Origin of the sequence: Pedobacter sp. AK017 (assembly GCF_014200825.1) — a bacterium.
GTDB lineage: Bacteria > Bacteroidota > Bacteroidia > Sphingobacteriales > Sphingobacteriaceae > Pedobacter > Pedobacter heparinus.
The window spans coordinates 266418-278924 of the sequence record NZ_JACHCW010000006.1; the positions used below are offsets into that span (position 1 = coordinate 266418).

General features: G+C 38.2%; 10 protein-coding genes. 8 read left to right on the forward strand and 2 right to left on the reverse strand.

The window, feature by feature from the left end:
• Nucleotides 1-52 precede the first annotated feature (52 nt).
• The 4 genes from HDC92_RS10960 (at nucleotide 53) to HDC92_RS10975 (ending at nucleotide 4378) form a co-directional block, all read left to right on the forward strand.
• Nucleotides 53-214, forward strand: a complete 162-nt coding sequence (locus HDC92_RS10960) for a hypothetical protein (protein ID WP_183874436.1) — start codon at nucleotides 53-55, stop codon at nucleotides 212-214.
• Entirely contained in the window at nucleotides 198-698 is a 501-nt protein-coding gene (locus HDC92_RS10965; protein WP_183874449.1) for a DUF6169 family protein, read from the forward strand. Before HDC92_RS10960 ends, HDC92_RS10965 begins: the two co-directional genes overlap by 17 nt.
• Before the next feature lie 184 nt (nucleotides 699-882).
• Complete coding sequence (locus HDC92_RS10970; protein ID WP_183874451.1) at nucleotides 883-3612, forward strand: sensor histidine kinase; 2730 nt, start codon at nucleotides 883-885, stop codon at nucleotides 3610-3612.
• Nucleotides 3613-3619: 7 nt separating this feature from the next.
• A complete protein-coding gene (locus HDC92_RS10975; protein WP_183874453.1) occupies nucleotides 3620-4378 on the forward strand; it encodes a LytR/AlgR family response regulator transcription factor in 759 nt (252 codons plus the stop codon).
• A gap of 40 nt (nucleotides 4379-4418) precedes the next feature.
• Here the strand turns inward: HDC92_RS10975 and HDC92_RS10980 are convergent, their stop codons facing one another.
• On the reverse strand, nucleotides 4419-4751 hold the full coding sequence (locus tag HDC92_RS10980; RefSeq protein WP_183874455.1) for a hypothetical protein: 333 nt from the start codon (nucleotides 4749-4751) through the stop codon (nucleotides 4419-4421).
• A 330-nt stretch (nucleotides 4752-5081) separates the two neighbouring features.
• Nucleotides 5082-5624, reverse strand: a complete 543-nt coding sequence (locus HDC92_RS10985) for an NADPH-dependent FMN reductase (RefSeq protein ID WP_183874457.1) — start codon at nucleotides 5622-5624, stop codon at nucleotides 5082-5084.
• Nucleotides 5625-5747: 123 nt separating this feature from the next.
• Here HDC92_RS10985 and HDC92_RS10990 point away from each other — a divergent pair, with 123 nt between their 5' ends.
• From HDC92_RS10990 to HDC92_RS11005, 4 genes are all read left to right on the forward strand, one after another.
• Nucleotides 5748-6359 carry a sigma-70 family RNA polymerase sigma factor gene (locus tag HDC92_RS10990; protein ID WP_183874459.1) on the forward strand — a complete coding sequence of 204 codons (612 nt, stop codon included), beginning with the start codon at nucleotides 5748-5750 and terminating at the stop codon, nucleotides 6357-6359.
• 119 nt (nucleotides 6360-6478) lie between these two features.
• Nucleotides 6479-7642, forward strand: a complete 1164-nt coding sequence (locus HDC92_RS10995) for a FecR family protein (protein ID WP_183874461.1) — start codon at nucleotides 6479-6481, stop codon at nucleotides 7640-7642.
• Between the two features lie 247 nt (nucleotides 7643-7889).
• A complete protein-coding gene (locus HDC92_RS11000; protein ID WP_221270952.1) occupies nucleotides 7890-11096 on the forward strand; it encodes a SusC/RagA family TonB-linked outer membrane protein in 3207 nt (1068 codons plus the stop codon).
• Between the two features lie 10 nt (nucleotides 11097-11106).
• Entirely contained in the window at nucleotides 11107-12507 is a 1401-nt protein-coding gene (locus HDC92_RS11005; RefSeq protein WP_183874463.1) for a RagB/SusD family nutrient uptake outer membrane protein, read from the forward strand.

Genomic DNA, 12507 nt, shown 5'->3' on the forward strand with positions numbered 1-12507 from the left:
ATAAATGAAACAAGTATATCTGGTTCTAAGGAATATTAATTAACTTTGTATTATGTCACACGCATCATCAAATATTGTAAACAAAGGAGGGAAGAAATTCCCTGTTAACCCTTTTATCAAAATGATTGAGGATAAAAAGCGCATTGCCGAGGCAATTCGCAATGGAAAAGATTTGTCTATGTTAAAAGACATTAACTTTGTCTCTCCGATATAATCTAATAGATAAAGGAAACGGCATATATTTTTTTACAACAGACTCTGACATTCAATACACAACATTTTTTACTTCTTACCAAATTTTTGACCAAGACAGCAATAGTCATACGATCTATAGTTTTGGCTTTGATCGGAGTGGTAAATTTGATAACAAGAAATTCCATCATGACTACGATGAAAAAATTAAAAAAAACATAGTTTATATTATTAAAATTTTTTTTAAAAAACACGATCAAAAAGCCCTGGTATATTTTTGTTATCCCGATGACGCATACTCCAGACATCGAAGCATTATTTTTAATAAATGGTGCAGGGAAGAAATGGATGAGGATATTGAACACGTGCAAAAAAATTCTGTGTTTAACAATGAAAAATTTTATGGAGGCCTGCTGGTGTTAAGATCAAATCCACTACGTAATTTGCTTATAAAGGCTGTTTCCGATTTTGTTGATGATTTGGCGAGTCAGAAGTACGATTTCTAAAGCTTTCTTGTGCACCTTGAGTTCTTACCAGCTTGTAGGTACATTTTTTTATATTTAAGCATATTGGAAGTAATCAACCAGATGAAATGATAATATTGCAGAATAATAAGTCATAGATGTCATTTACTCAGTAAGGCCAAACACAATGGAAGGCTTTAAGTTCTTTTGTTTAAATCTTAAAAACATGAAATACAAAAAACTTTTAAGTCTTGGAATAATTTTGCTGCTTGCACTTTCGCAAGCCTTCGCTCAAAAACAGAGTACTTCATTAACGCTCAAATCAGGAGATTGGTTTGAAACAGATATTCGAATCAAAAATTTAACTCATACCTCCGACTATCGCTTTGATGTGAGGTATGAAGTCTCCAATAAAACGCAAAATGGAGATTTATCTTTTAAACTCTCTATTGAACGAATGAGATTGAAATATGCGGATGCAAACAACACTTGGCTGGGCTATGATTCCTACTATCCTCCATATGTAGAAAACAGAAAAAAAAATCTAACTAAACAGATTTACGAAATAACAGTAGATGGTCAGGGGAAAATATCAAAATTGAAGCTATTGTCAACCGCTCCAAAAGCCGGCTTCTCAGTAATTGATGTTAAAGGACAATCTTATACCCCAAGAACAGAATTGTCGGTCGATAGATTTTTTCCAATGGATTATTTAAAGCAAATTTCTGAAACAATAATAAATGCACTACTCGTTGGCAAAACACAAATTAAAACAGTAGACTTGTCAAACCGCAATGGTGAGAGAAATATTGCTAATGCAGTCTTAAAATCGGCTTCTTTTAAATTACTAAGAAATGCAGTTATCAAAGGTAAAATTACCAATTTAACTAAGGCAGATAGCCTTTATTCCATTACTGATTTATTGAATGATGAACTTTTTAGATTTAATAAAGACGGATCTTTTAGTGCAAATATATTGGCAGGCCGAAATATAAGGCGTAGATGGGTTTTTGGTAAATTTGATGAGGATGATGAATTTGATGGATTTAAAACTTTTAGTCTGCTGTTGGAACCATTAGATACGCTGACAGTTAAAGCAGATGCACTGAATTTTTACAACACCGTTTCTTTCGGAGGGAATGCAGCAGCGAAAGCGGCATTAAGTAAAGATCTGGTAGCTGTTGTTGACAACCAATGGGTTAATAAAAGTAATTACCGTTCTAAATCAATAAAAGAATTTATAGCTTTTCAAAAACAGGGGCAAAAAGATTTTGATGGCATTTTAAAAAAATATGCTAACCGTGTTTCTTCAGAAATTTTAGACTATTGCAGAAATGATTTTAAGTATGTGCAAGCCGGAACAAAACTGATGTATGTTTCTGAATACCGTAAAAAACAAAAACCGAATAGGCTTTTAGATGAGTTCCCAAAAGGGTTCTTTCTAAGTATTGACACACTACCTGTTTCATTGAGTGGTTCAGAAGGTGGTATGTATTATGGCTATTATCTAATATGGTTACTTTCCTATCACCAAACAAAACTAGGTATGGTAAATGCCGACCAGTACGGCTTCTTTGCTAGTTACGCAACGGCTATGGCATCTTTTGAAGGATATCCTTTATACTTTTCCATTTCTGAAGCGTTCGAAAAAGAGCTTAAGAAAGGTGACCCGGAAAGTACAAGAAGGTTGAAAAATTATTATGAAGATTTCATCCATAATTGCGGCAATACTTCACTTACAAATCGCATCACAGAGCTTTGGACAAGGGCTATGCAGTTGTGGTCGGCAGGAAATCCAAGTCCTGTTAAGCAACTCTTGTTAAAAGACGGAAGCACTCTTGATCTTACCCAATTTAAAGGAAAGCCTTTAGTATTAATTGTAAATAATAATCGTTCCAAAGTTTTAAAAGGCTATATCGATCTTATTAAAAAGCAAAATGGTAGTCAGGTTCATTTTGTTATTGCGCAATTAACTGTGCCAATATTAGATACCATTGATCAAAAATTAAAGGAACTGCCCAATGTTACTTATGTCGAGTTAAGTTATGATAGAGACAAACAGAATAATTTAGATCTTTATTATCAGCAGACCAAAGCATTTACATTTGATTCAGATTTTAGGGTCATATCCACTTACCCATTAGATACAACAACTGGGGATACTAAAGTGATGCAAGAATTGATCAAAAAGGCAATAGATTCGAGTGCCATGACCAAGGAGCAAAAAGCAGAATTGATTAAAACGATAGGATGGAGCGCAGGCTCCATTCTGTTTGCAGGCCTTGTTTTCTTCTGGATTTACAAAGCACGGATAGCTAACCTAAAAAGGAAAGAGTCATTAAAAAGACAAATTAAAGAGCTGGAAGTGAAAGCGATCCGTTCTCAAATGAACCCTCATTTTATATTTAATGCGCTAAATTCTATTCAATCGCTAATAAACAACCAGCAGTATAAAGAAGCGAATATCTATTTAGAGAAGTTTGCTTTGCTAATACGACGGGTTTTAAACAACTCTGAAAGGACATTTGTAAGCCTCTCTGATGAACTGGAAGCCGTAACCTTATACGTTGAATTAGAGCAACTTCGTTTTGATTTTGTGTTCGATATACGTATCGATAAAGGCATTAATGCCAATCTGATTGAAATACCGGGGATGATTACTCAGCCGCTTATTGAAAATGCGATCCTACACGGTATTGCTCAGAAAGGAACTTCGGGCACTTTGAAAGTAGCTATTAGCAAAAGTGGAAGTTACTTAAAAATAGCAATTACCGATAATGGTTCTGGCTGGAATGGGGAAGTTAAAGACGGGCATCATGGATTTGGCTTGAAGCTGGTTCGTGAGCGGTTAAGCTTGTTAAATACACCTGCCACTAAAGGTAATCTGGAGATAAATGGTAATTTAGCCGGTCAGTCATCTGGCGTTACCGCGGTATTAACAATACCAATAGATTAGCACCCTTATGAAAATCAAAAGTATAATTGTTGACGACGAAACAAAGAGCCAGAGTAACCTAAAGCAACTTCTTGCTGAATATTGTCCGGCTGTTGAAGTAATTGCAGAGGCAAATTCTCCCACTACAGCGCTACCCTTAATTGCACAACACAAACCCGACCTGTTATTTCTTGATATTGAGATGGGAAAGCTCTCCGGATTTGATTTGTTAAAGATCCTGAACGGTCAGCAGGATTTTGAGCTGATATTTGTAACGGCATATGATAAATATGGTATACAGGCAGTTAAGGCCTGCGCTTTAGATTACCTGCTTAAACCCATTAATATTTTGGAATTGAGCAGCGCTGTAGATAAGGCCATTAAGCAGATTGGCCCAAAGAAAGAAGACAAAAGACTAAGGGAGCTAGTGGCCAATATAGACCGACGGGATGATGAACAGAAAATTGCTATACCTTTAGCTGATAAGATTGAATTTATCACTATTGCGAAGATCATAAGACTGGAAGCGGAGGGGAATTACACACATTTTTACCTTATCGACAATAAGCATCATTTGGTATGCAAAACTTTAAAAGACTATCAGGAATTACTTGATGGACATCATTTTATACGTACCCACCAATCGCATCTGATAAATTTTAAAAAGATATCTGCCTATGTAAAAACAGACGGTGGTTACATCGCTATGGAAGATGGGAGTCAGGTGCCGATATCCAGACAAAAGAAAGATGAAGTTTTATCCAGAATCATGAAAGTAAAATTGTAAACTAATTAAAATTCATTTCCCTGGTGTTTTTTTGTTTAACTTATGGACTGATGGTTTCAACCCCATGTTCATCCGTTGTGCTTTCACCTCCCTCATTCTCCGATATTTCTGGTTCATGTTTTTCCTCTTCTGTTATTTCCGGTTGGTCCTTTTCCGCTTCCGTTACTTCAGGCTTATCCTCTTGATCGGTATCGTCAGCATTGTCACCAGTATCTGAAGGCTTTTGATTAGGTTCAGCTGCAAGCGGTTTAGCCCTCTCATCGGAGTTTTCAGTCGAAGCCTCTGTTTTTTCCTCATTTGGAATCACTGTCTCAATTTCAGCCCCTGGATCGGCATTCGGTGCAGGATGTTTCTTATCATTTGAGTTTTCCATTGTCGTAGATTTTATTTTATATCAACAGATCAAAGCGCAACATGTTTGAATAATTAAGAATACTGTTACCCCGTCTGGCGACAAATGTTTAAAGGCTTTTATTAGCTTGGTGATTATGTGATTTTATCCATATGATGAACAGGTATCATTAATTTGAAGCAGACTTGATTATCTTATACTAGATATTCACAGGCTTTTTCTTTGTCAACAGTGCAATCCCACCGCCAATGAGTCCCATTATACTGGCAATTATTAGCATTGAAATAACCATCAATTTTTCGATAGGTATTAATTTATACGAAGCGTCCGTAAAGCACCATATGGAGCTGTCTATTTATTGATCAGGTCTATAAATTTATTCCAAAGGTCAGTTATCAATTTTTTTGTTTGTTCATCGATCAGGTTTCCCTGCCCGTCAAATTTATCGGCAGCTCCTGCCAGGTAAAATTCCGGTTGCTGTACAGGTTGCATATTGAGATATACCAATACCTGGCGTAAGTGTTGCACTGCTCCGAAAGCGCCGAGGTTATAGGGAGTGCATCCTAAAACAACAGCGGGCTTTTTGTCCCATTTATTTTGTCCCTGGGGTCTTGAGCCCCAGTCTAAAGCGTTTTTTAGAACAGGGGAGTAAGATCTGTTGTATTCTGGTGTTGCGAGTATAATGGCATCTGCATTTTCAATACTTTGGTGAAGGTCTTTGACAGCGGCGGGCAAATCGGCTTCCAGATCCTGGTTTAATAGAGGCAGCTGGCTGATATCTATAATTTCTACTGTTACCCCGTCTGGAGACAAATGTTTAAAGGCTTTTATCAGCTTGGTGGTATAAGAGTCTTTTCTCAAACTTCCTGAAAATGCAGCTATTTTAATGCTCATGACTTTGTGATTTTATCCATATAATGAACAGATATCATTAATGATTGTTTCATTTTAAATCATCTTTGCAGGCTTTGGTTAACTTTGTGAATTTTATTTACCTTAGTATCGGGGTTTGCAATAATGATGGATTTACGTGGCGTTTCTGACCAGGAACTTTTACTCCTTTTAAAAAAGGACGATGAAAGGGCTATGGCTGAAATTATCACTCGTTACTGGCAGCGAATGTTAGCGGTTGCGATCAATCGTTTGGATAATCAGCAGGAAGCTGAAGAATGTGTTCAGGATGTTTTTATGCGTTTCTGGCAGCTGAGGGTGAAACTGGAATTAAAATATACTTTATATACTTATTTGTCTGCGGCTGTGCGCTATCGGGTTTATAACCTTTTGGACAGTCAGCACCGTAAGTTTATTTCGATCGTTCCGCTGTCTTCAGAGATGGAGATCAGCTCGGGAGAATTTCACGCGGATAGCGAATTATTGGAGAAGGAGTTATTGGAAAGGATTGCTGTATATGTTGACCAGTTGCCGCAGAAGTGCAGGATTGTGTATAAAATGAGCCGTGAGGATGGAAAGAGCAATGAGCAGATTGCAACTGAATTAAAAATTACGGAGAAGACAGTAGAAGCACATTTAACTAAAGCTGTTAAAGACATACGCGAAAATCTGGCTGGTTCTTCGGCCGGTTTGGCTTTTTTGCTATTGACCTCGGAACGCTTTAAGGATCTGTTTTAGCAATGGGTATTCAAAGCGCTATGGGCCACTTTATTCTATTTTATTTTTTTCTTAAAAAATAATTCAGCCTGACTTAGGGTGTACCCTTGATTTTCTGTCTATAAGGAAAATGACATTCCATGGAAGATCAATATAGTAAGGCTTATATCAGAGAACTTGCCCATAAATGGAGGATTGGTACGTTGACGAATGAAGAGCGCCAAAACCTTGAAGCCTGGGATAAGGGCCATGCTGATGAAATCCTGCAACTGGAGGAAGGATCTGATCCGAATGAGATTTTGGGCCGGATGCTTACCAGCGTATTGGCTGATGATTCGGCTCAGCGTGCTCCTGCTGCCAAAGTGATCAGGATTTGGCCTCGTATTGCAGTAGCAGCTGCAATGGCAGTTGTGGTTTTCGGTGCGGGATTGTTCTACATCAATCAAAAATCTCAGGATAAATCTCGGGTAGCGGTTTATCAAAAGGACATTGAGCCTGCTGGTAATAAGGCCTATCTGACGCTTAGCAACGGAAAGCGTATTGCGCTTGATGATGCGACCAATGGCAATATTGCTACCCAGTCCAATGTGCAGGTTTCTAAAACCGCAGATGGGCAATTGACCTATAGGGCTGTTGAGCACAGTTCAAGTACAAATTTACCTGTAGCATACAACACGATTGAAACTCCTAAGGGGGGCAAGTATGAGATCATGCTCCCTGATGGGACTCATGTATGGATGAACGCAGGCTCTAAACTGAAATACCCTGTTTCTTTTGCTTCGTTGAAAGAACGCAGGATTGAGCTTCAGGGTGAAGCTTATTTTCAGGTGGCGCATAACAAGAAGATTCCGTTCAGGGTTTCTTCGTCTGGTCAGACGGTTGAGGTATTGGGGACACACTTTAATGTCAACGCCTATGCTGATGAAAAAGTAGTGAAGACCACGCTGTTGGAAGGCTCGGTAAAGATATTGCAGAGCAATAGCCAGGATTATAAATTATTGAAACCAGGTGAGCAGGCATCGTTGCTTGCTGATAGGATACAGGTGTCACAGGCCGATACAGAACAGGCAGTTGCCTGGAAAAACGGGGACTTCATTTTTGCGGACGAGGACCTGAAAACGATCATGCGCGAGGTGTCCAGGTGGTACGATGTGGATGTGGAATATAAAGGGAATGTAAATGTGAATGGCATTTTTAGTGCCTTTCCAAGGACGATGAAATTATCTCAGTTGCTAAAGGCGCTGGAGGCGAATCAGGGTATACACTTTAAGATGGAAGGAAGGAGGGTTTTGGTTATGCCTTAAAAACTTTTTGAGGTTGGCTGGAACAAGAACGGGGCGTTGGAAGCGCCCCCGTTCAGATGTCTAGTCAATCGGATCATAATGCTACTAACACAATTTCAACAAAAAACTAAACAAACAAATGTATAAATTTTACTATACAAATGGGTATGGTGTAACCAGCTATATCCGAAAGTCCATGGCTAGTCTGTGGCAGATAACCCGGAATCCCGGTATCAGAAAATGGCTTATGAGGATAAACCTGACATGTTTGATCTTATTGATTGCATTTATGCAGATTTCCTTTGCTGCAAATGCGCAGAAGATTTCTTTGTCCAAAAAAAATGCTCCGCTTACTGAAGTCTTTAGGGAATTGAAGAAGCAGAGCGGCTATGGGTTTATGATCAATCGGGAGCAGGTCAAGATGGCAAAGCCGGTGACGATTAATATGAATGATGATGAGCTGGAAAAGGTATTAAATAAATGTTTCGAGGGGCAGCCCTTTACTTATAAGTTGGAGGGGAAGATGATCGTGGTGATAGATAGGAAGCCTGGACAAGTTAAAATAGATACTCCACCACTTGATGTGACAGGTAAAATAGTAGATGAAAATGGACAGCCAATCGTAGGAGCGACGATTAAGGTTAAAGGGACTTGGATTTCCACTATATCAGACAACGAAGGTAGGTTTTCTCTAAAAAATATTGGAGATAATACGTTGTTAGAAATTTCTTATTTAGGTTACCAAATTAAAGAGGTGAAGGCATCGAAGGATTTGGGTGTTTTAAAAATGGAAGTGGCAGTTGGCAAATTAGATGAGATAACTGTTAATGCAGGCTATTATTCTGTAAGGCAACGAGAATTAACTGGAAATATTTCGCGAATAACTTCAAAGGATATAGAAAATCAACCAGTAACAAATGTTTTGGCATCTATGCAAGGGCGGATGGCTGGTGTGGCTATTATACAAACAACTGGAACACCAGGAGGAAGTTTTGACATCAAAATTCGAGGACAAAATAGCATTCGCGCAGAAGGAAATGTTCCATTATACATTATCGATGGGGTGCCTTATGCTGCTGATGTGATTGGTGCTTTTCAAACTGGCTCAGGCACCTTTCCTGTACTCTCTAGCCCGATAAATAGTATTTCGCCAGATAATTTAGAAAGCATTGAGGTGTTGAAAGATGCCGATGCAACAGCCATATATGGTACCAGGGGAGCAAATGGAGTAGTGTTAATAACGACTAAAAAAGGTATAGCTGGAAAGGCAAAGGTCAATTTGAATGTTGCATCAGGAATAGCCACGGCAACTAGATTTATCGAAATGATGAATACAGAGGAATATCTTGCTATGCGAAAGCAAGCTTACATTAATGATGATATTGGCAACTATCCTGCTTCTGCTTATGATATTAACGGCATCTGGGATCAAACCAGATATACAGATTGGCTAGACGAGCTTGTAGGAGGAACAGCAAAAAACAACTTTATAACTGGTAGTGTTTCTGGAGGAAATAAAAATAGTCGTTACTTGATTAGCGGAAATTATAATTCTGAGTCAACTGTTGCACCAGGTAATTCTCTCTTTCAAAGAGGCGGCGCGCTAGCTAACTTTAATCACCGTTCGGAAGATCAAAAATTTAAGGCTGATTTTTCATTAAATTATAATTTGCAAAAAAATAATCAGCCTTCACTTGACTTTATTAATGAGGCTCGCGGTTTAGCTCCGAATGCCCCATCACTCTATGATGCACAGGGTAACCTCAACTGGGAAAACAATACTTGGCAAAATCCGTTGAGAAATTTGAATGGTAAATTTGAATCTAAGACCAAAACCCTGATTGTTAACACAACGCTTTCCTATCAGCTGTTTCCTGGCTTGGATATTAAAAGTACTTTTGGTATAACAGATTTGCGTACCCGTGATTCGCGAGTTACTCCATCCACCATTAATAATCCCGCTTTTAATCCGAGTACGGCCAATTCTCTAATAGTTTTCAATAATACAGACCGATCATCTTGGATCATAGAGCCACAAATCAACTGGACTAAAACCACAGCGAAAGCAAAATTAGAGGTGTTGTTTGGGGGAACTTATCAAAGACAGTATACCAGTAAGCTTTATCAGTCAGGAATGGGGTTTAGCTCTAACAGTTTAATCTATAATTTAGCGGCGGCTAAAACAATCCGAATACTAAACGACGAAAGTGTGCAATATAATTTTCAAGGTTTCTTTGGTAGAATCAACTACAATTACAAAGAACGTTATATTGCAAATCTTACTGCTAGGCGTGATGGCTCAAGCCGCTTTGGACCTGGAAGGCAATTTGCAAATTTTGGAGCGTTAGGCCTCGCTTGGATATTCTCCAAAGAAAACTTTCTTAAAAATGATTCTTGGTTAAGTTTTGGTAAAATCAGAGGGAGTTACGGTATAACTGGTAGTGATCAAATAGGAGATTATCAGTTCCTTAATACTTATACAGCATCAGGAGTTGATTATGATGGTAAAATAGGAATTAATCCGAGCCGACTTTACAACCCTGATTTTGCTTGGGAAACCAACAACAAATTAGAGGCGGCATTAGAACTAGGTTTCTTGGACGACAAGATTTTTCTAACGGCTGCTTGGTATCAAAACAGATCTAGTAATCAATTGGTAGGAGTTCCATTTCCCGCAATTACTGGTTTTACAACGCTAAACTCTAATCTTGATGCAACTGTGCAGAATACAGGCCTAGAGTGGACTTTTACTTCTCAAAATATCCAGTCCAAAAGTTTTAGATGGGCTACAAACTTGAATATAAGTGTCTCAAGAAATAAACTAGTCCGATTCCCAGGGCTGGAGAGTTCTAGTTATAGCCAACAATATAGGGTTGGAGAGCCTTTAAATATAAGGTTGGTCTATCAATATAAGGGAATTAACCCTCAAACTGGAATTTATGAATTTGTCGATAGGAACGGCGATAATATAATTTCTAGTCCAAATGATAGACAGACTGTAGTAGACCTCAGTCCTAGATATTTTGGAGGGTTACAAAACCAGTTCAGTTTTAAGGGGTTTAAATTGGATTTTCTATTTCAGTTTGTGAAACAAAACAATCAAGGTTACCAATTCACCACTGGTGGATCGATGCTTAATCGTCCTAAGCGAATGATCGATAGTTGGCAAAAAGGAAATGAATCCGCTCCTTATCAGATTTTAACTACTGGAGTTAACAGCAAAGCGGTTTCTGCGGGTAGTTTATATGCTAGTAGTGATGCCATTATTGTTGATGCATCATACATCAGGCTGAAGAATTTATCTTTAAGCTATGATCTGCCAATAATTGTAAAGGGAACGAAGTCTACAGTCTCTTTGCAGGGACAAAATCTATTGACTTTTACGTCTTTTAAAGATGGAGATCCTGAATTTTTGACTTCAGGATTTTTACCTCCACTTAAAGTTATTACTGCTGGCTTTCAATTAACCTTTTAATGATATTATTATGAAAATAAAATATTCCAATCCAAAATCAAAGTTTTGGATCATCATACTCTCTACATTGCTAATTACATCTTGCGAGTCTTTTCTTGAAGTTGATTTGCCTCAATCTCAGTTGTCCAATGTATCAGTATATGAAAATTACGAGACAGCGACTACTGCACTAACCAGTATTTATGGCAATTTAAGAGATCAGGGTATGTTCAATGAAGGAGCAGGAATTGGATTGACTGGAGCGCTGGCTAATTATACAGATGAAATGGTAGCATATGATGAATCCTCTACCAAAATTTACGTTAACTTTTATAACAATACATTATTACCTTCAAATACATTTGTTTCAGGTTTTTGGAATTCCGCTTATAATCAGATTTATGCAGCAAACGCGGTAATTGAAGGAGCGGAAGCAAGTACTGTTCTTACCGCGGAACAGAAAAGACAACTACAAGGTGAAGCACTTTTTATTAGGGCGATGTTACATTTCAATTTGTCGAATCTTTTTGGAGATGTACCTTATGTAACGCAGACAGATTATAAAGTCAATCGCCTGATGGCAAGAACTGAAATTAAAGCGGTCTATGATCTAGTGATTGCAGATTTAAAAAGTGCAATTGCTATGCTACCTGTCAATTATATTTCTACTAATAAAGTTCGCCCCAATCAGCTAACGGCAAAAGCATTGCTTTCGAGGGTTTATCTGTATCAAGGATCTTGGACTGAGGCTGAGAGTACTTCAAGTTCAATAATTGGCCAAAGCGGTGTATACACTTTTGAAGATGAGTTGAATAATTTGTTTTTAATCGGATCGAAAGAAACCATCTGGCAGTTGAGGGCTGCAACTAGCGATAGAAATACTTGGGAAGGGGAGTTATTTATATTACCTGTAGGTCCTCCCTCACTTACTGCATTAAATGCAAGCCTTGTAGAGACTTTTTCTAACACGGATCTACGCAAATCAAAATGGATTAAGGCAGTTTCAAGTGGAAATTCAACTTGGTATTATCCTTTCAAATATAAAGAAAGGCTTTTTACAACCGCATCTAAGGAATATCTTGTGCTGTTTCGTTTGACTGAGCAGTATATGATCAGGGCGGAAGCGAGGGCTCAGTTGGATAATTTGCAAGGAGCTAAGGATGATTTGAACAAGATCAGAAGGCGTGCGGCTCTAGATAATACATCTGCAAACTCTAAAACAGAGTTATTGGATGCGATTTTGCAGGAAAAACGTTGGGAATTTTTTGCCGAACTCGGGCATCGTTTCTTTGACCTCAAACGTACTGGAAAGCTAGATCTTAATTTATCTGGCGTTAAACAGGGTTGGAATACGACAGATCGACTATTCCCAATCCCAGAAAAAGAACTAAATACCAATCCAAATTTACGCCCTCAAAATCCAGGGTATTAA